Raw genomic sequence first — 18,725 nt, forward strand, 5'->3', positions numbered from 1 at the left:
CATGCGCGGGTCCCTCGCGCGGAAGTCGGCCGTTCCCTCTACGGTTGTCCGGGTGACGCGACGACCTCTCGGGCCCTTGCTGGCGGTGCTCGTCGCCGGTGCGCTCGGATGCTCCGCGGTCGCCCCGTCCGGGCCCTCGGCCGGCGCGGCGCCGGGGTCGGACTACCCCGCGCCGAGCGCGTCGCTCTCGTCCGCCGCCGGGGCGTCGGGCGCGGCGTCCGACCGCGCCCGTGGCCCCCGCGACCGCCCGCCGGTGCCGTCCGCGCCCGACCTGGCCGGGGCCTACCGGTTCGTCTCGGCACCCGACTTCCTCAACCAGGACGTCGCCGACCTCACCGCGGGCGGCCGTCGGCAGCACGTCGTCGCGGCCACCGGCGAGGTGGCCAACTCGACCAACGCGGACTACGAGACCGCTCTCGGCCGGGTCATCGACGAGATGGCCACCCACGGCGCCGACGACGTCCTGGTCGCGGGCGACCTCGTCGAGGGCCGCTGGGGTCGCGACGACTCCCGCACCGGCGTGTTCGGCCCGGTCCGCACCGACGCCCAGCGCCTGCGCGCGTGGCGCCGGGCGGCCGACGTCTACTACCCGGCCTGGTTCGAGCGCTTCGCCGACCGCGGCCTGACCACCTACCCGGCGGTCGGCGACCACGAGATGGGCGACGACCCGTGGCGGGTCCGGCAGCGCAACCCCTGGATCGACTTCAAGCGCCGCCACCTCCCGCAGTTCAAGCAGGTCTTCGCCCAGCACGCGCTGAGCGGGAGTGACGGTCGACCCCGGTTCGCCGACCGTCCCCGGCGCGGGCCGGCCCGGCACACCGCCTACGCCGTGCGGCTCGACCGCGACGTGCTCCTGGTGACCCTCGACGTCTTCGAGCGGCGCGGTGGCGACGTGCACGTCTCGGTCGACCCCGCCCAGCTCCGGTGGCTGGCCGGGGTGCTGCGGCGCGCCGAGCGCGACGACGTGCCGTGGGTGATGGTGCAGGCCCACACGCCGATGCCCGGTGCGGTGCGGGTGCGCAACTCCACCCACCTGGTCTACGAGAAGGGCCGCTCGTCCGACCTGTGGCGCACGATGGTCGACGGGGGAGTCGACGTCTACCTCAGCGGCGAGGTGCACGACCAGACCGTCCGCCATCGCGACGGCATCCTCGAGGTGTCGCACGGCTCCCTCTTCTACCGCGGCGAGGCGTCCTACGTGGTGGGGCAGGCCACGCAGGACCGGCTCGTCCTCGAGAACCGCCAGTTCCGCGGCACCGTCGGCTTCGACTCCCGGCTCTGGACCACCTCGCGCCAGGGGGCGCCGGCGCAGATCTCCTACCCCGCCCGCTCGATCGTCACCGGCACCCTGGTGGCGAGCCGCACCCGCGCGGGCGGCGTGCGCGTCGACGACGCCGAGGGCGTGCTCGTCCCGCGCGGCTGAGCCCCGCACTGCGTCGCAGGCGCCCGCCCGCCGGCGTCCGTGCCGGGGGTCACGCGTTCAGGGAGCGGTCACGGTTCGGGCAGGGGGCCGGCGTCGCCGTACCCTTGTCGCGTGAGCGCCATCCCCACCCTCGAGCAGCTGCACGCGCTCGGGCCCCTCCAGCAGCCGACCTACCCCGATGCCGGGGCGGTCGATGCGGCCGTGGCCCGACTGAGGACCGCGCCGCCGCTCGTCTTCGCGGGCGAGTGCGACGACCTCACCGACAAGATCGCCGCCGTCACCCGGGGCGAGGCGTTCCTGCTCCAGGGCGGCGACTGCGCGGAGACCTTCGCCGGCGTCACCGCCGACAACGTCCGCAACAAGCTGCGCGTGTTGCTGCAGATGGCCGTCGTGCTGACCTACGCCGCCTCGGTGCCGGTCGTCAAGCTGGGCCGGCTCGCCGGGCAGTACGCCAAGCCGCGCAGCTCCGACGAGGAGACCCGCGGTGGCGTGACGCTGCCGGCCTACCGCGGCGACGCCGTCAACGGCTACGACTTCACCCCCGAGGCCCGCATCCCCGACCCGCAGCGCCTGGTCGAGGTCTACAACTCCTCGGCGGCGACGCTCAACCTGGTCCGCGCGTTCGTGACCGGTGGCTACGCCGATCTGCGCCAGGTGCACACCTGGAACACCGACTTCGTGCAGAGCTCGCCGTTCGGCGAGCGCTACGAGGCGGTGGCCGACGAGATCGAGCGCGCGCTGACCTTCATGAAGGCGATCGGCGCCGACCCCGACGAGTTCCACCGCGTCGACTTCCACTCCAGCCACGAGGCGCTGCTGCTGGAGTACGAGCAGGCCCTGACCCGCATCGACTCCCGCACCGACCTGCCCTACAACGTCTCGGCGCACTTCGTGTGGATCGGTGAGCGCACCCGCCAGCTCGACGGGCCGCACGTCGAGCTGCTGTCGAAGATCAAGAACCCCATCGGCATCAAGCTCGGTCCGACGACCACGCCCGACGACGCGCTGGCCTACGCCGCGCGGCTCAACCCGGACAACACGCCCGGGCGGCTCACGTTCATCACCCGCTTCGGCGCCGGCAAGATCCGCGACGGCCTGCCCGCCCTGGTGGAGAAGGTCAGCGCGGAGGGCCTCAACGTCGCGTGGGTCTGCGACCCCATGCACGGCAACACCTTCGAGGCCTCCTCCGGCTACAAGACCCGCCGCTTCGACGACGTCATCGAGGAGGTCCAGGGCTTCTTCGACGTGCACCGCAGCCTCGGCACCTGGCCCGGCGGCGTCCACGTCGAGCTCACCGGTGACGACGTCACCGAGTGCGTCGGCGGTGGCGAGGAGATCGACGAGGTCGGCCTGTCCCACCGCTACGAGTCGGTCTGCGACCCGCGGCTCAACCGGGTCCAGTCCCTCGAGCTCGCCTTCCTCGTCGCGGAGATGCTGCGCAAGGCCTGAGCGCTCCTGCGGTTGCCGTGGGCCGGTGAGTGGGCAACCTTTTCCTCGGCACGGAAGGTTGCTGGCGCACCGCTGGTGGCTGGGGTCGCCGTGAGGCGGTGAGTGGGCAACCGTTTCGGGGACGAGAAAGGTTGCTGGCCCACCGCCCAACGGGCGACGCGCATTTCGTGACCGGATCGTGAGGCGGACGAGGCACGTCCGGTGCGGCGCGGGTCCATCCTCGGCGCATGGGGGACGTACGCACGGCGCTGCGAGCACTGACGCACCCGGGTGCGGTGCTCGCACTGGTGGTGCTTGTGCTCAACGACCACGTGCTGAAGCAGGCGTGGCCGGGCTGGGTCACCGGCAAGCTGAGTGACGTCGCCGGGCTCGTCGTCGCGCCCTTGCTGCTCGCCACGTTGCTGGCGCTGCTGGGCGTACCGCGGTCGGCGCAGGTCGCGCTGGCGGCCACCGGCGCCGGCTTCGTCTTCTGCAAGACGTCGGTGGCCGGGGCCGCGTTGACCAGTGCGGCCTGGAGCCTCTTCGGCACGCCGACCATGATCCGCGCCGACGCGACCGACCTCCTCGCCCTCCCGGCGCTCGGTGCCGCCTGGTGGGTCCACCGCTCGGTCGCCCTCCGCGTGGAGGGTGGGTGGCGGCACACAGTCGGGGTGGCGCTCGGAGCGGCGCTGTTGCCGGTGGGGGTGCTCGCCACGAGCGCGACGTCGTGCGAGACCGACCCGGGGACCACGGATGTCGAGGCGGTCGAAGGTCGCTTCACGGGCACCGACCAGCAGGAGTTCTTCGTGGTCGAGGACGGCTATGACTGGCTGAAGGTCGATCCGCTCACGGCGGCCGTGAGCGACTTCCCGGCGAAGGACCACGACAACCTGGTCGAGCCTGCGACCTTCGGGAGCGTGGCGTGCGAGCGCACGGGCATGACGTGCTGGCGCATCGAGGACGAGGTCGTCGAGATCTCCGACGATGGCGGGGTCACGTGGACGGCCGACCTCGCGGTGGGGGAGGAGGAGCAGGCCCGCTCGGTCGAGGGCGAGGACCCGGGCTGTGGGGACGAGCCGTCGGCCTTCCTCATCCACCTGGCCGTCCTCGACATGGAGGCGGGAGCGGCTGTCGCGGTCACCGCGAAGCACGCGGGCCTCTGGATGCGCCGACCCGAGAGCGGCTGGCGGCTGCTGCCGCGCGACGACCTCCGGGTCGAGCCCGCGGAGACCGGCGCCCCGGACTCGAGCGACGGGCCGGACCAGCAGTCGGGCCCAGACGACCCGGACCCGCGGGCCGTGGGGCCGGTGCGCGGCAGGCTCTTCGTGGTCCATGTTCCGCCCGCCCGGTCGACGGACGGTTGGGGAAGAGCGGTCACGCGGCCATCCCGGGAGCCGACGCCCACGTGCGCCTCGCCCTCGCTGCGGACGGTCATCCCGAACCCGCTGAACGGGCCACCGACCACCTCCGCGGTCTGCCCCTGATCTCGTGATGGGATGGTCGCGTGATCGACCTGCGCTCCGACACCCTGACCCGCCCGTCCGACCCGATGCGCGCGGCGATGGCCCGCGCCGAGGTGGGCGACGACGTCTACGGCGAGGACCCGACCGTCGCGGCGCTCGAGGAGCGGGTCGCGGCCATGTTCGGGCACGAGGCGGCCATGTTCACGCCGACCGGCTCGATGGCCAACGTGCTGGCCGTGGCCAGCGTCGTGGCTCCGGGGGAGGAGGTGCTGTGCGAGTCGTCGGCCCACATCGCGCGGGCCGAGCTCGGCGCGCACGGCGCGATCACCGGCCTCACCATGCGCACCTGGACCCACCCGCGCGGGCAGGTCGACCTGACCGCGATCGAGACGATGTACGCACCCGACATGGGCCCGTTCTTCGTGCGCACCGCCGCGGTGTCGGTGGAGAACACCCACAACTTCGCCGGCGGCACGGTCCTGCCGATCGACGACCTGCGGGCCCTGCGCGCGTGGGCGGACGAGAGCGGGACGAAGGTCCATCTCGACGGGGCGCGGCTGTGGAACGCCCACGTGGCGACCGGGACGCCGCTCGCGGACTACGGTCGCATCGCCGACGTGCTCGCGGTCTGCCTCTCGAAGGGCCTCGGGGCGCCCATCGGCTCGCTGATGGTGGGCTCGGCGGACGCGATCGCGACGGCGCGGGTGCGGCGCAAGCGCATGGGCGGCGGGATGCGCCAGGTCGGCGTGCTCGCGGCGGCAGGTGCGTACGCCCTCGACCACCACGTCGACCGACTGGCAGAGGACCACGCCCACGCCCGGCTGCTGGGCGAGGCGCTCGGTCTCGACCCCGCGGACGTGGACACCAACATCGTCGTCGTCGAGCGCCCCGACGCCGTGTCGTTCGTCGAGCGCGCGGCCGCGGAGGGCGTGCGCATCGCGGCCGTGGGGCCGCGGGCCGTGCGGCTGGTGACCCACCTCGACATCTCGCGCGACGACGCCGAGCGGGCGGCCGCGGTGCTCAGTCGGCTGGCCGCCCCATGATGCTGACCTCGCTGATCGCGGTGTAGTCGCGCCCGAGGCTGCCCGTGCCGGGCTCGGTCACGTCGACGAACGTGAGGGTGACCGTCGACGTCTCCACCGCAGGCACGTCGCGCTGCTGCATCCCCGGTCGCTCGGCCAGCACCTGCTCGACCGACGAGCCGTCGTCGAAGCCCCACCGGATTGCGAGGGTGCGTCGGTTGTTGGGATACCAGTCGACGCCCGCCACCGTCTTGGCGTAGCCGTTGATCACCCCGACGCGGGTGACGACCGCGGGCTCGGGGAGCGTGATCGTGATGGTCTCACCGGTGGCGTCGCCGGCCGTGCGCCACGCGGTGGCCGGGTTGCCGTCGCCCATCTGGGCGGCCTCGTAGGCGACGAGGTTGCCGTCGAGGTCGGTCGTCGGGGGCGAGGTGCCGGGCACCTCGAAGCTCGATCCCCGGGCGAGGTTGCGCGCCTTGGTGCCCTCGGCGGGCTCGTCCCCCTGGTCGTCGCCGTCGTCTGCCCCGTTGTCGCCCCCGCCCTGGCCGGGGCCGGACGCGTCGGGGTCGGCGGAGGCGCTGCTCGCCGCCGGGTCGCTCGCGACGTCCTCGCCGTCGGTGCCGAGGACCCGGAGGAGCAGCAGGGCCAGGCCCACCAGCAGCAGGGCCCCGACGACCCACCCGATCCACGCCTTGCCGCGCACGGGCAGCTCGCTGTCGAGGTCGTCGACCTCCTCGTAGGGCAGCAGGTCCTCGCCGGGGTCCCACGCGGGGCGCTCCGGCTCGGGGCCGAACGCGACCTCGGTCGGCGCGTCGGCGTTGGCGGGCGGGCGCGTCGGGGGCACCGGGGTCGGGTCCGCGGCCTGGACGGGCGGCTGGACGGGTGACTGGGCGGTGGCGGTCGGCGCGGGGCCGGGATGCTCGCCGGCCCGGTCGGCGGGGTCGGAGCCGGCGTCGTCGACAGAGCCGGGGACGTCAGGGGAGGCACCGCGCGCCGGTGCCGCAGCGACCGCCGGGCCGTCGACGGCCGCCGCCGCCGGGCGGGGCACTGCGGGAGGCTCGGGACGAGTCGGTGCGGGCGCGCCGATGCGGTGCCCGCAGTTGAGGCAGAACCGCCCCACCCCGAGCTCGGCGCCGCACGCCACACACGTGTCCACGGCCCAACGATAGGGGGGTGCACCCACCTCGGGGGCGCAGTCGCGACGATGCGGGCCGGCTCACACGGCGATGTGCGGCACTTCACCCTCGACGGCGCGGCGCGGCGCGAGCTCGACGGTCAGCATCGCCACCAGGACCATCCCGCCGCCGAGCAGCAGGCGCGTCGTCACGTCCTCGCCGCCGAGCCAGACGGCGAAGAGCGAGGCGAACACCGGCTCCATGCTCATGATGATCGCGCTGCGTGTCGGCGGCAGGTGGGCCTGCGCCCAGGTCTGGCCGAGCAGGCCGAGCGCGCCGACCACCACGGCCATGTAGACCACCGCCCACCAGTCGGCGGCCCGGTCGGGGAGCACGATCCCGTCGTGGGCCGTCGCGAGGGTGCACACCACCGCGATGACCACGATCTGCAGGATCGTCATGCCGACCGCGTCCTGCGCGGTCGACCAGGCGCCGAGTCCGACGATGTGCAGTGCGTAGAGCACCGCTGAGGCGAGCGTGATCAGCTCGCCGTAGCCGATGCTGAGGCCGTTGAGCGCCAGCACCCCCAGGCCGACGGTCGCGAGCGCCACGGCCGCCCACGTGACCGGCGGGATCCGGGTGCGCAGGATGGCGGCGGCCAGCAGCGGGGTGCACACGACGTAGAGGCCGGTCACGAAGCCGCTGATGCTGGCGGGCGTGTGCGCCAGCCCGGCGGTCTGCAGGATCTGCGCGACGCCGTAGAGCAGGCCGAGGACCACGGCGTGGCGGCACACGACCGGCGACAGCCGCCCGAGCGCCTTGGGCGCCACCGCCAGCAGCACGAGCGCGGCGATGCCGAAGCGCACCGCCAGGAAGTCGAGGGTGGGCACGCGCTCGAGCAGGTCCTTGATCATGAAGAACGTCGAGCCCCAGCATGCGGCGAGCGCGAGCAGCGCGGCCGCCGCCAGCAGGGACGTACGACGGGTCTGCTCGGCGGTCACGCAAAAAGGCTAGGCCAGCCGAAGAGAGCCGGTGGCGCCGCCTGCCGGCGTGGACAGGACGGACGCGACGCGCGGACGGGACGAGCGACGGGACGAGCGTCAGACCAGGAACAGGGTGATCGTCGAGCCCTGGGGGACCTTCTCGCCCGGACCGGGGTCGGAGTCGGAGACGTAGCCGAGCCCGAGGTAGATGTCGGCCTGCTCGGTCTCGACCTCGAACCCGAGGTCCTCGAGCAGCTCGGTGGCCGCCTCGACGCCCATCCGCCGCACCTGGGGCACCTCGACCAGCTCGGGGCCGAGGGAGACGACGAACGAGACGGTGTCGCCGCGGTAGAGGGTGCCGGTCGTCGGGTCCTGCGAGATGACGTCGCCCTCGGGGACGGTGTCGCTGTGCTCCTCCGCGCTCACGGTGACAGCCAATCGGCGCTTCTCCAGCGCGGCACGCGCGTCGTCGAAGGACTTTCCGGTCCAGTCCTTGACCTCGATCGGCTTGCGGCCGCGGCTGAGGACGAGGTCGACCTCGGCGCCCGGCTTGAGGGTGGTGCCGGCCTTCGGGGCGGTGCGGATGACCTGCCCCTCGGGCACGGTCTCGCTCCAGCGGCCCTTGCTCGACCCGAACGCGAGGTTGGTCGCGGCGAGCGAGTCCTGGGCCTGGTCCTCGGTCTGACCGGTGAGGTCGGGGACGTCGTAGCGCTCGGGGCCGAGGGACAGGACGAGGGTCACGGTGCCACCGTCGAGCACCTTGCCGCCCGGTCCGGGGTCGGTGGCGATCACCAGCCCGGGTGCGACGTTCTCGGAGTGCGCCGGCTCGCCCGCCTCGGCCGCGAGGCCGGCGTCCTCGAGCTCGGCGGTCGCGGCCGCCTCGTCGAGTCCCAGCACGCCGGGCGTCGTGGTGTAGCGCTCCCAGCCGAACCACCACGCCCCTCCCGCGATGCCGGCGACGAGCAGGACGGCCAGCAGCAGCACGACGGGGCCCTTCACCGACCTGCGGCGGGCGGTGGTGGTGACCGGCGCCGGCCGACTCGGCCCCCGGCCGGGAGCCGGGCGCGCGCCGTCGCGCGCCGCGGGGTGGGCGGCGGTGGCGGGCGGCACCGCGGCCACGGGGCTCATGGAGCTCACCGGGTCCATGGTGCTCATCGCCACGGTGGCGGGGGCTCCCGATCGGCCGGGCGCTCCGGCCGGGACGGGCGCCTCGGACGGACCTGCGGGTGCCGCCGGGTGCCGCTCCAGGGCCGTCGTGCGATCCGGGGTGCCGTCGTCGACGAGCCCGGAGTCGCGCGGGTCGACCTCGGTGAGCAGGGCGAGCGCGCGTGCGTCGAAGGGCTCCGGCGTCGTGTCGGTGCCGACGGCGGGCTCGTCGGGCGCCGCGCTGGGACGGCGGGGGAGCAGGTCGGCGGCGAGCTCGGGGTCGGAGTCGAGGCCTTCGCGGAGCGCCTGCTCGACGCGGTGCAGGTGGTGCAGCAGGACGGTGGCGTCGGCGGGGCGGTGGTCGCGGTCGCGCGACGTCGCGCGGGCGACCAGGGCGTCGACGTAGTCGGGGATGCCGGGCTGCGCGAGCGACGGCATCGGCACGTCGTGGTGCACGTGACGGTAGGCGACCTGGATGGGCGACTCGCCCTCGTGGGGCTTGGTGCCGGTCAGCAGCTCGTAGAGCACGACGCCCACCGCGTAGACGTCGGCTCGTGCGTCGGCCCGGCCGTCGACGACGAGCTCGGGCGCGAGGTAGGAGACGGTGCCGATCAGCACGCCCCCGGTGGCGGTGTGCTGGGTGTCGGCGCTGACCGCCTTGGCCAGGCCGAAGTCGGCGACCTTGACGCCGCCGCCGTGCGCCTCGTCGGCGATGAGCACGTTCTCCGGCTTGACGTCGCGGTGGATCAGTCCGGCGCGGTGGGCGGCGGCGAGCGCCGAGACGACCGGCTCGATCAGCGCCACGGCCCGGCGGGGAGGCATCGGGGCCTCCTTGCGGATCACGTCGCGCAGCGTGTGGCCGGGCACGTACTCCATCACCAGGAAGATCGTGTCGGTGCCGTCGGAGGTGTCGTCGCCCTGGTCGTAGACGCCGACGACGTGCGGGTGGTTGAGCCGGGCGGCGGCGCGCGCCTCGCGGACGAACCGCTGCGCGAACTCCTGGTCGTCGCCGAGCCCGGGGTGCATCACCTTCACGGCGACCGTGCGGTCGAGCCGCAGGTCGGTGGCCTCGTAGACACTGGCCATGCCGCCGCGCGCCACCCGGGCGATGATGCGGTAGCGACCGTCCAGGAGGCGTCCGACCAGGGGGTCGCCAGCAGCGCCGGGCGCTGTCGCGCGGGCGTGCTCGGGTGGCTCCACGATCGACCTCCATCACCGGGCGGGGAAGGGACCGGCGCGCCCATCGTACGGAAGCCGGGACCCCGCCCACGCTCAGGCGCGGCCCCGGCGTGGCGTCAGCAGGCTCCGTGGAACGTGCTGAGCTCGAGCTGCGGGGCCTTGATCGACTTCTCGTTGGGCGCGCGCATCGTCCAGTAGCGCATCCAGTCCATCTGCATCCGGGCCGGATCCATCTTCTTGCCGTCCTGCGCCCGCAGCTCGAACTTCAGCTGCCGCGGCACCGGGTCGAGCGCCTCGGCGCGGCGCTCGGTGTGGATGACGTGGGCGTCGACGAACCACGAGACGTGGTCCTCGGCGACCTCGACGGCGTAGGTGTGCCAGCGGTCGTTGCGCAGGTGGCGCCCGAGGAAGCCGCGGTAGGAGTTGTCGGGCAGCGTGTGCACGTAGGACTTCACCGTGTTGGTGCCGAGCGTGAAGTTCTCGAGGGCGATGTCGCGACCGCCGCAGCGCTGGTGACGGGTGCCGCCCGGGACCAGCTCGGTGACGACCTTGAAGGGCTTGCCGCCCTTGACCTTCGACATGGTGCGCGCCCGCATCCGGATCTCCCACCGTCCGTAGGTGTGGCCCTCGAGGTCCAGCGTGGCCGACACGCTGCCGCGCGTGGTGCTCATCAGGGTCAGCATGCCGTTCTGGGTGCGGACGACGCCGCGACCCTTCTTCTTCCAGAACCCCGGCTTCGGGCCGACGAACTCCTGCCGGAAGACGCCGTGCTGGTACCAGCCGAACGTGTTGCCGGCGTGGACCGGTCCGGGGGCGCCGTCGTAGTGGTCGGCGGAGGCGGGGGAGACCACGGGGGAGAGCGTCAGGGCCAGCAGGCCCACGAGGGTCGCCGCGAGGACTGGTCGGAGGGGGTGCATCGACGACACGCTACGGACCGGCCGCCGGGGCGACAACCCACCTGGTCGGCCGCGACTGCCGCGCAGCGGCCACCCTCACCTAGGCTGCGCGCATGAGTGACGTCCCCCTCGCCGACCGTGACCTCGCCGCCCTCGTCCCCGAATGGCTCGACTGGGACCAGGCCGCAAGGCTGCTCGGTGTCACGCCCGGCAAGGTGCGCACCATGATCCGCGACCACGAGCTGGCCGCCGCGGTCTCCGAGCCGGGCGCGGGCCCGCGGGTGCCGGCGGACTTCATCCAGGACGGTCTCGTCGTCAAGGGTCTTCCCGGCCTGCTCACGCTGCTGCACGACCACCGCTTCAACGACCGCGAGTGCATCGCCTGGCTCTTCACCGACGACGACCTGCCGGGCCGTCCGATCGACGCGCTGCGCGAGAACCGCGGCAGCGAGGTCAAGCGCCGCGCGCAGGTGCTGGAGTACTGATGGCCCCTGCCGGCGCGAGGGGCAGGCAGCACTACCGCTGGCTGCTGCTGCTCGTGGCGGCCGTGCTGCTCGTCGTCTGGCTGGTGACCGGCGGCTGGAAGGGCGGGACCGAGCCGGGCGACGAGTCGTCCTCGTCTCCGTCGTCCTCGTCGTCGTCCCCGAGCCACCGGTTCACCGCGACGACGACACCCACGACCACACCCACGACCACACCGACGGTCCAGCCGACCGGCGCCACGTCCGACGGCCTGCCGGTCGTCCGGCTCGCCGACCTGCCGCCCGAGGCCGCGCGGACGGTGGAGCTGATCGACGCGGGCGGCCCGTTCCCCGAGCCGGACCACGACGGCGGCACCTTCGGCAACCGCGAGGAGCTGCTGCCCGACCGGCCGATGGGCCACTACCGTGAGTACACGGTGCCCACGCCGGGTCTCGACGACCGTGGTGCCCGCCGCATCGTCGCGGGCGACGACGGCGAGCTCTACTGGACCGGCGACCACTACAGCTCCTTCTCCCGCATCCGGAGGTAGACGTGACCGAGCCAGCGACGCGAGCACGTCCATGAGCGGGCTCGCCGCCGTGCTGGCCGGACGCGAGCCGCCCGGCATCCACCTGTGGCACGCGGCGTTCGAGGTCGAGGAGGTGCGCCACGCGGTGGAGCACGCCGGGTGGGGCTTCGGCCACGTCGACGGCTGGACCGGCGCCGACACCAAGCCCGCGTTCCTCGCCGCGGTGGGGCAGGCCCTCGACTTCCCCGACCACTACGGCCAGAACTTCGACGCCCTCGCCGACTGCCTGCACGACATCGGTGAGCACCGCGACGGCGTCGTGCTGCTGTGGGACGGCTGGGCGACCCTGGCCCGGACGGACGAGAGGGCGTTCAGCGTCGCGCTGAGCGTCCTGGGCTCACGTGTCGAGGCCGACCGGGGCGTGCCGTTCGTCGTGCTGCTGCGCGGCGAGGGACCGTTCCTGCCCGGCGTCACCAGCCTGGACTGAGGCCCCCAGGACTCCCCGTCGGGCCCACCCGGCGGGCGCGTGGGTCAGACCGTGCGCTGCGTGGCGGCGGCCGCCAGCTCGATGAGGACGTCGCGCGCGTGCGCGTCGATGTCGGCGGCCCGCAGCGCCTCGACCGCGTGGTCGGCGAGCTGGCCGATGACGGCCTCCACCTGGGCGCGGGCTCCGGACTCCTCGATGATGCCGCGCAGCTCGTCGACGTCGGCGTCGGTGAGCGGGGTCCCCAGCGCGGCGTCGAGCCGCTCGGCGGCGGCGAGCGGGGCGGCGTCGAGCGCGAGGGCGACCAGGACCGTCCGCTTGCCCTCGACCAGGTCGTCGCCGGCCGGCTTGCCCGTCTCCTCGGGGTCGCCGAAGACGCCGAGCAGGTCGTCGCGCAGCTGGAACGCCTCGCCGACCGGCAGGCCGAAGCGGCCGAGCTGGTCGAGCTGCCGGGAGGTGGCGCCGGCGAGCGCCGCGCCGATGTGGATGGGACGCTCGACGGAGTACTTGGCCGACTTGTAGCGCAGCACCGTCATCGCGGTGTCGACGTCGGCGCGCCCGCGCGCCTGCACCGACACGTCGAGGAACTGCCCGGCGATGACCTCGTTGCGGCACCGCTCGAAGAGCGCCAGCCCGGGCGCCACCTCGTCGGGGGCGAACCCGCTGCCGCGCAGCATGTCGCCCGCCCAGCCCAGCAGGAGGTCGCCGAGCAGGATCGCGGCGGCCGCGCCGTACTGCTCCGGGTCGCCGCGCCATCCGGCGGCGCGGTGCTCGGCCTCGAACGCGCGGTGCGTCGACGGGCGGCCGCGCCGGGTGTCGGAGGCGTCCATGAAGTCGTCGTGGACCAGGGCGCTCGCGTGCAGCACCTCGAGGGAGGCGCAGGCGCGGGCGAGGGCGGCCTCGTCGACCACCGACGGGTGGATCGCGCGGTGCCCCCAGTGGCAGAACGCCGCTCGGAACCGCTTGCCGCCGCGCACCGCCGTCCGGGCCTCGGCGACCAGCCGGCCTGCGTCGGGTCCGAGCGGAGCCAGCTCGGCCTCGCGGGCGGCGAGGAACTCGTCGAGCACCTCCTGGACCTGGTCGCGGAAGTCGGCGGGGTCCCAGGTGGTCACGCGCTGCAGCCTAATCAGTGGGACGACACCCGGGGCCACGGCCGTGCTCCGTAGGCTGTTTCCCATGACGTCCGCACCCGGCCTGAGCATGCGCGAGCTCCTCGCGCGCGGCGAGCGGTCGTTCTCCTTCGAGTTCTTCCCGCCCAAGGACGAGGCGGGTGAGGAGCAGCTCTGGCAGGCGATCACCGACCTCGAGCCCTACGGCCCGACGTTCGTGTCGGTGACCTACGGCGCGGGCGGCACCACTCGCGACCGCACCGTCGCGATCACCGCACGCATCGCCCGCGAGACGGGCCTGTTGCCGGTCGCGCACCTCACGTGCGTCGGCCACACCACCGACGAGCTCCGCGCGATCCTCGACGACCTCAGCGCCGCGGGCGTGCGCCACGTCATGGCCCTGCGCGGCGACCCGCCGGGCGGTCCCGGCGCCCCGTGGACCCCGACCGGCGGCGGGCTCACCTACGCCAACGAGCTGGTCGCCCTGATCCGCGAGCGTGCCGACATGCGCATCGGTGTGGCGGCGTTCCCCGAGGGCCACGTCGACGCGGCGGACCTCGACCACGACGCGCGCGTGCTGAAGGCCAAGCAGGACGCGGGCGCCGAGTTCGCGGTGACCGAGATGGTGCTGCGTGCCTCCGACTACGTCGCGCTCGTCGAGCGCGCCCGGGCCGTCGGGGCCGACCTGCCGATCATCCCGGGCATCATGCCGATCCTCAATCTCCGCTCGATGGAGCGGATGGCGGAGCTGTCGCGCCGCCAGCTCCCCGCCGAGGTCACCGACCGGCTCACGCCGTACGCCGACGACCCGGCGCGGCTGCGCGCCGAGGGCATCGAGATCGCGACCGAGCTGTGCGAGACGCTGCTCCAGGCGGGGGCGCCGGGCCTGCACTTCTACACGCTCAACCGGTCCAAGGCGACGCGGGAGATCTTCGCCAACCTGCAGATCACCGTCTGACCTCGGCCCGCCCCACCATCTCGGCCACCAGGGCGGCGCTGAGGCCGGCGAACGGCAGGCCCGACCCGGTGGTGGCGTGCGCGCCGGCGGTGAGCACGCCCTCGATCGGCGTGCGGGGTCCCAGGCGGGTACGAGCGGTGCGCGGGCCCTGCCACCGCACGCCGTGCGGCGACCCGCCCCACGCCTCGACGAGGTCGCGGGCCGTGCGGTCGATCCGGGCGACGACCTGGCGCCGCACGTCGAGGCCGCGCCGCGCCAGCGTGGTGAGCACGTCCTCATCGACGCGGCCGCGCGCCAGCACCGTCCACGCGGCGGCGCCGTCGGGCGCCCGGCCGCCCGTGCGCACCACGAGCAGCGGGTCGCCGTGCAGCACCACCTCGTGGGCGAGGTCCGGGATGTCGCCCTCGAGCGCCACGTGGCTCACCGTCGGCGGGGACGCCGGTGTCGTGCGGCGCACATGGGTCGCGAGCGCCGGCAGGCGACGCGGGTCGACGGCGACGACGACCCTGTCGGCGTCGAGCTCGCTGCCGTCGCCGGTCCGCACCGCGACCACGCGGTCCCCGCGCACCACGAGGTCGGCCGCGGGCGTGCCGGTCAGCACGGTGACCCGGCGCAGGGCCAGTCGGTCGGCCATCGCCCTGCCCAGGGCGGCGAGCCCGCCCGGCACGGTCCAGGCCCCGAAGCGCTGCTCGAGGTAGACGTCGACGCCGGCGATCACCGGCGCGTCGCGCGGGTCGTGGCCGGCCATGACGACCCGGTGGGCGGCGACCAGCCGCAGCCGCTCGTCGCCGAGCGCGCGCCGCAGCCTCCGGTGCAGCGACTCGCGCCGCTGGAGGAGCCGGAGCAGCTCGGTCGGGGCGACGTCGGCGTCGAAGGGGCGTTCGTACCACTCCTTGCGCAGCAGCTCCCACGGCTCGCCGTAGGACGCGACGTGGTCGACCCACTGCTGTCCCAGGCCCGCGCCGAGCTCGTCGAACGCCCCGAGCTGGGCCGCGCGCGACCCGCCGGGCAGGAGCAGCGACGACCCGTCCGCGAAGCGGTGCTCGCGCACCACGTCGAGCGGCTGGAGGTCGACCTCTCGCTCGAGGGGACGACCGGACTTGCGGAACAGGTCGCGCACGACCGCGGGCAGCAGGGTGCTGGTCGGGCCCGCGTCCCAGGCGAAGCCGTCGTGCTCGACCGTCGAGAGCGCGCCACCCAGCCGCTCCGACCGCTCGAGGAGGGTGACCTCGTGGCCGAGCTTGGCCAGCCGCGCCGCGGCGGCCATGCCGCCGAAGCCACCGCCGACCACCACCACACGTGCCACGGGGGAACCCTAGGCGACCCGGTGGACGGGCTCCCTCCCGCGCCACCGGCGCCAGCCGCGGCGGACCAGCCGCCCGACGAGCAGCAGCACCACCAGGCCGACGAGGAGCAGGACACCGGCGATCGCGGCGGCCGCCTGCGGGTGCTGGAGGGAGAACCACACCACGGCCAGCACCCCCACGTCCTCGGTGATGCTGGCCAGCACGTTGGTGACCGGCTCAGGGGAGGAGTTGAGCGCCAGCCGCCCGCCCGCCTTGGCGAGGTGGCTGAGCAGGGCCGTGCCCCCGCCGACCACACCGAGCACGGCCTGCTCGAGGGAGGAGGCGTTCCCGGCGAGCAGCACGCCGATGACCGCCCCCGCCGTGGGACGCACAGCGGTGGAGATCGCGTCCCACGTCGAGTCGAGGTAGGGGATCTTGTCGGCGACGAACTCCACGGCGTACATGAAGCCCGCCGCGGCCAGCACGTCCCACCGGCCCAGCGCGTCGGGGATGTCGGCGAAGGAGCCGAGGCGGTCGGCGACGCCCAGCACCAGGACGACGAGGTAGGCGTTGATGCCGCTCGCCCACCCGCTCGAGAACGTCAGGGCGAGGGCGTCCATCAGGCCGGCACCTCAGTCGACCTCGACCTCGACGGCGTCGGTCATCGCCACGAGCTCGTCGTAGGAGGTGGAGAACACCGCGGCCGGGTGACCCGCCGCCGCCCACACCACGTCGTGGCGTCGCAGCCACGGGTCGATCCAGGTGCGGATCGGGGCCGGGTGGTCGATGGGGGAGACGCCGCCGATGACCTGGCCGGTGTGGCGCCGGACGAAGTCGGGATCGGCGCGTCGCAGGCGCACGACGCCGATGCGCTCCGCCACCGCGGCGGTGTCGACCCGGTGGGCGCCCGAGGTGAGGATGAGGACCGGCTCGCCGTCGGCGTCGAAGAGCAGGCTGTTGGCGATCGCGCCGACCTCGCAGCCGAGCGCCGCCGCGGCGAGTGCCGCGGTGTGGGCGCTGTCGGGCAGGATGACCACGTCACCGGTGCCGCCGCGCCGGTGGAGGTCATCTCGGAACGAGGTGATCGATGCGTGCTCCGTCGCCATGGCGGGAGCCTAGCGACCGGACGACGACCAGCCCCAGGGAGATCCAATGGCGCGCGACCTGCCGGGATCCGTCGTCAACAGCCTGCGCGTGCTCGTGCTGATCGTGGCCACGGCCGGCGTGATCACGCTGCTGATCCGGCTGATGCGCGACGACGTGATCCTCGGCTGGGCCGAGGGCAACCCGTCGGCGCAGGGGCTGCTGGACCAGGGCGGCATCGAGCTGCTGCGCGAGAGCCCGATCGTGCCCGGCTTCGTCGCCCTGTCGGTCGTGGCGTTCGTCGGGTTCGGCGCCCTCGTCCTGGTCCTCGGCTCCTTCTTCGTCAGCGGCCATGCCTGGACCCGGCCGGTGCTCACCGCCACCGCCGGCATCGGCGTCCTGGTCGGGGTGGTGTGCCTCGACGCCCACCTCCCGACCCTCTTCGTGGTGCTCTCGGCGCTGGTGATCATCGAGGGCCTGGTGCTCTTGTTCTTCCTGTGGCACCGCGACACCACCGCCTTCCTGCGCGGGGAGTGACGAGCGCGGCTCGCTCCGCCTCCGGCCCCTGACCGCCGCCCTGACCTGCCCTGACCGGTCTTGACGGGCTGTCGGTGGGAGGTAGTACCGTGGCGGTGTTCGAACATCTGTTCGATGCGACCCGGGTGGGGGTGACCTCGACCCCCACCTCCACCCGGGTCGGCCCCGGGGTCGACCGAGGTGCGGAGGAGGCACGATGAGTCAGTACGACGACCCTGTCGAGGTGCGGAGCGGTGCGACGGACGATCCCGGCAGCCGGCCGGACGGCCGGATCGAGGGGCGGGCATGAGCGCCTCCGCGAGCACCCACCGCGGCGCGGTGGCGCACCCGGGCCCCCACCTGCTGCCGGCCACCGCCCACTCCTACCTCGAGCGCTCCGCCACGTCCCTGCGCGACGCGATCACGGCCCGCGACGTGCCCACGCGCTACGCCTGTGCCCACGTCGCGGCCCTCTGTGCGGCGGCTGCGCTGCTCGCGGCCCGGGCCCGACCCGCTCCGCGCGGGCGTCGGCAGAAGAACGCGTGGGTGCTCCTGACCGAGGTCGCTCCCGAGCTCTCGGAGTGGGCGACCTTCTTCGCCGCGGGCGCAGGCAAGAGGGCCGCCGCCGAGGCGGGGTCGACGCGTGCCGTGAGCGAGCGGGAGGCCGACGACCTGGTGCGCGACGCCGACCGCTTCCTGGCCGTGGTCGAGCAGGCGCTCGGCCTGGTCCCGCACGCGAGCGTGGCCTGAGGGCGGGGGAGAGGTGGCCCCGGACCGCTGCGTCCTCCCGCCCGGCCGGGCCGACCGCCCCTGCGTGCGCGCGCGGGCCGCGGTCGCCGAGCCACTAGGGTGGCGCCCATGGCCCAGCCGTCCGCCAGCCCGACCGCCAGTGAGCGCCGCCAGTCCGTCCGCAGCGGCGTGGCCTGGGACGCCGTGCGCCGGCTCCTCCAGGACCGCGACGACGTGGAGGGTCCTGCCCGCATCGTCGACGTCGGCGGCGGCACCGGCGGCTTCGCGGTGCCCCTGGCCGAGCTCGGCCACACCGTGCGGGTCATCGACCCCAGCCCCGACGCGCTCGCCTCGCTCGACCGGCGCGCCCGCGAGCGCGGCGTCGCCGACCGGGTCGCCGGGCAGCAGGGCGACCTGTCCGACCTGCCGCGCCTCGTCGACGACGCCGACCTCGTCCTGTGCCACGGCGTGCTGGAGATGGTCGACGACGCCGCCGCGTCGGTGGCCTCGATCGCCGCGGTGCTGCGCCCCGGCGGACACCTCAGCCTCCTCGTGGCGCAGCGTCACGCCGCCGTCGTGGCGCGCGCCATGGCCGGGCACTTCCAGGCCGCCCGCGAGCTGCTCGACGACGACGCCGGCTCGTCGACCGGGCAGGCCGGGCGCGGTGGGCACCGGTTCACCCACGACGAGGTCGTCGAGCTGCTCACCGCCGCCGGCCTGCATGCCGAGAGCGTCCACGCCGTCCGGGTCTTCGCCGACCTCGTCCCCGGCAGCCTCCTCGACCTCGAGCCGGGCGCGACCGCGGCCCTGCTCGACCTCGAGAAGGCCGTGGCCACCCGCCCCGAGTACCTCCCGCTCGCTGCCCAGCTCCACGTCGTCGCCCGACGCTGAGCGTCGTCCCCGTGGGGGGCGGC

At 74.3% G+C, this 18,725-nt stretch carries 19 protein-coding genes; 11 read left to right on the top strand and 8 right to left on the bottom strand.

What is annotated here, in order from left to right:
• The first annotated feature begins 52 nt into the window (after window positions 1-52).
• The 4 genes from AC4H2S_RS09000 (at window position 53) to AC4H2S_RS09015 (ending at window position 5,357) form a co-directional block, all read left to right on the top strand.
• Window positions 53-1,423, top strand: coding sequence for a metallophosphoesterase family protein (locus AC4H2S_RS09000; RefSeq protein ID WP_491496615.1), 1,371 nt, complete (start codon window positions 53-55; stop codon window positions 1,421-1,423).
• 111 nt (window positions 1,424-1,534) lie between these two features.
• Window positions 1,535-2,872: a class II 3-deoxy-7-phosphoheptulonate synthase gene (locus AC4H2S_RS09005; RefSeq protein ID WP_491496616.1), complete on the top strand. Its 1,338-nt coding sequence runs from the start codon at window positions 1,535-1,537 to the stop codon at window positions 2,870-2,872.
• A gap of 227 nt (window positions 2,873-3,099) precedes the next feature.
• Window positions 3,100-4,335: a hypothetical protein gene (locus tag AC4H2S_RS09010; RefSeq protein WP_491496617.1), complete on the top strand. Its 1,236-nt coding sequence runs from the start codon at window positions 3,100-3,102 to the stop codon at window positions 4,333-4,335.
• Window positions 4,336-4,355: 20 nt separating this feature from the next.
• Window positions 4,356-5,357, top strand: a complete 1,002-nt coding sequence (locus AC4H2S_RS09015; RefSeq protein WP_491496618.1) for a threonine aldolase family protein — start codon at window positions 4,356-4,358, stop codon at window positions 5,355-5,357.
• On the opposite strand, the gene AC4H2S_RS09020 is transcribed toward AC4H2S_RS09015, so the two are convergent.
• The 4 genes from AC4H2S_RS09020 to AC4H2S_RS09035 all read right to left on the bottom strand — a co-directional run bounded on the left by AC4H2S_RS09020 (window position 5,335) and on the right by AC4H2S_RS09035 (window position 10,676).
• Window positions 5,335-6,492 (bottom strand): NADase-type glycan-binding domain-containing protein, encoded by a 1,158-nt coding sequence (locus AC4H2S_RS09020; RefSeq protein ID WP_491496619.1) that lies wholly within the window; start codon window positions 6,490-6,492, stop codon window positions 5,335-5,337. The two genes, AC4H2S_RS09015 and AC4H2S_RS09020, sit on opposite strands and share 23 nt — an antisense overlap.
• A gap of 60 nt (window positions 6,493-6,552) precedes the next feature.
• Window positions 6,553-7,452, bottom strand: coding sequence for a DMT family transporter (locus tag AC4H2S_RS09025; RefSeq protein ID WP_491496620.1), 900 nt, complete (start codon window positions 7,450-7,452; stop codon window positions 6,553-6,555).
• Window positions 7,453-7,551: 99 nt separating this feature from the next.
• The gene (locus tag AC4H2S_RS09030) at window positions 7,552-9,780 is read right to left on the bottom strand and encodes a Stk1 family PASTA domain-containing Ser/Thr kinase (protein ID WP_491496621.1); all 2,229 of its coding nucleotides are present in this window, start codon (window positions 9,778-9,780) and stop codon (window positions 7,552-7,554) included.
• 95 nt (window positions 9,781-9,875) lie between these two features.
• Window positions 9,876-10,676, bottom strand: coding sequence for a glycoside hydrolase family 16 protein (locus tag AC4H2S_RS09035; RefSeq protein WP_491496622.1), 801 nt, complete (start codon window positions 10,674-10,676; stop codon window positions 9,876-9,878).
• Window positions 10,677-10,768: 92 nt separating this feature from the next.
• Here AC4H2S_RS09035 and AC4H2S_RS09040 point away from each other — a divergent pair, with 92 nt between their 5' ends.
• Genes AC4H2S_RS09040 through AC4H2S_RS09050 form a run of 3 tightly spaced genes read left to right on the top strand, consistent with a single transcriptional unit; the run spans window position 10,769 to window position 12,133 of the window.
• Entirely contained in the window at window positions 10,769-11,140 is a 372-nt protein-coding gene (locus tag AC4H2S_RS09040) for an Rv2175c family DNA-binding protein (protein WP_491496623.1), read from the top strand.
• Window positions 11,140-11,667 (top strand): guanyl-specific ribonuclease, encoded by a 528-nt coding sequence (locus AC4H2S_RS09045; protein ID WP_491496624.1) that lies wholly within the window; start codon window positions 11,140-11,142, stop codon window positions 11,665-11,667. The genes AC4H2S_RS09040 and AC4H2S_RS09045 overlap by 1 nt, the downstream gene beginning before the upstream one ends.
• A 31-nt stretch (window positions 11,668-11,698) precedes the next feature.
• The gene (locus tag AC4H2S_RS09050; protein ID WP_491496625.1) at window positions 11,699-12,133 is read left to right on the top strand and encodes a barstar family protein; all 435 of its coding nucleotides are present in this window, start codon (window positions 11,699-11,701) and stop codon (window positions 12,131-12,133) included.
• A gap of 44 nt (window positions 12,134-12,177) precedes the next feature.
• Here the strand turns inward: AC4H2S_RS09050 and AC4H2S_RS09055 are convergent, their stop codons facing one another.
• Window positions 12,178-13,242: a polyprenyl synthetase family protein gene (locus tag AC4H2S_RS09055; protein WP_491496626.1), complete on the bottom strand. Its 1,065-nt coding sequence runs from the start codon at window positions 13,240-13,242 to the stop codon at window positions 12,178-12,180.
• A gap of 64 nt (window positions 13,243-13,306) precedes the next feature.
• Here AC4H2S_RS09055 and metF point away from each other — a divergent pair, with 64 nt between their 5' ends.
• A complete protein-coding gene (gene metF, locus AC4H2S_RS09060) occupies window positions 13,307-14,197 on the top strand; it encodes a methylenetetrahydrofolate reductase [NAD(P)H] (protein ID WP_491496627.1) in 891 nt (296 codons plus the stop codon).
• Here the strand turns inward: metF and AC4H2S_RS09065 are convergent.
• Genes AC4H2S_RS09065 through AC4H2S_RS09075 form a run of 3 tightly spaced genes read right to left on the bottom strand, consistent with a single transcriptional unit; the run spans window position 14,187 to window position 16,589 of the window.
• Window positions 14,187-15,503, bottom strand: coding sequence for a phytoene desaturase family protein (locus tag AC4H2S_RS09065; RefSeq protein ID WP_491496628.1), 1,317 nt, complete (start codon window positions 15,501-15,503; stop codon window positions 14,187-14,189). The genes metF and AC4H2S_RS09065 overlap by 11 nt on opposite strands.
• A gap of 9 nt (window positions 15,504-15,512) precedes the next feature.
• Window positions 15,513-16,103, bottom strand: coding sequence for a DUF4126 domain-containing protein (locus AC4H2S_RS09070; protein ID WP_491496629.1), 591 nt, complete (start codon window positions 16,101-16,103; stop codon window positions 15,513-15,515).
• A 12-nt stretch (window positions 16,104-16,115) separates the two neighbouring features.
• Window positions 16,116-16,589, bottom strand: a complete 474-nt coding sequence (locus AC4H2S_RS09075) for a YbaK/EbsC family protein (protein ID WP_491496630.1) — start codon at window positions 16,587-16,589, stop codon at window positions 16,116-16,118.
• Window positions 16,590-16,635: 46 nt separating this feature from the next.
• Here AC4H2S_RS09075 and AC4H2S_RS09080 point away from each other — a divergent pair, with 46 nt between their 5' ends.
• The 3 genes from AC4H2S_RS09080 (at window position 16,636) to AC4H2S_RS09090 (ending at window position 18,702) form a co-directional block, all read left to right on the top strand.
• Window positions 16,636-17,103: a hypothetical protein gene (locus AC4H2S_RS09080; protein WP_491496631.1), complete on the top strand. Its 468-nt coding sequence runs from the start codon at window positions 16,636-16,638 to the stop codon at window positions 17,101-17,103.
• Between the two features lie 285 nt (window positions 17,104-17,388).
• A complete protein-coding gene (locus AC4H2S_RS09085) occupies window positions 17,389-17,832 on the top strand; it encodes an SAV_6107 family HEPN domain-containing protein (RefSeq protein ID WP_491496632.1) in 444 nt (147 codons plus the stop codon).
• Window positions 17,833-17,940: 108 nt separating this feature from the next.
• On the top strand, window positions 17,941-18,702 hold the full coding sequence (locus AC4H2S_RS09090; protein ID WP_491496633.1) for a class I SAM-dependent methyltransferase: 762 nt from the start codon (window positions 17,941-17,943) through the stop codon (window positions 18,700-18,702).
• Window positions 18,703-18,725: the final 23 nt, after the last annotated feature.

This window comes from Nocardioides sp. Z13_37 (assembly GCF_058355585.1).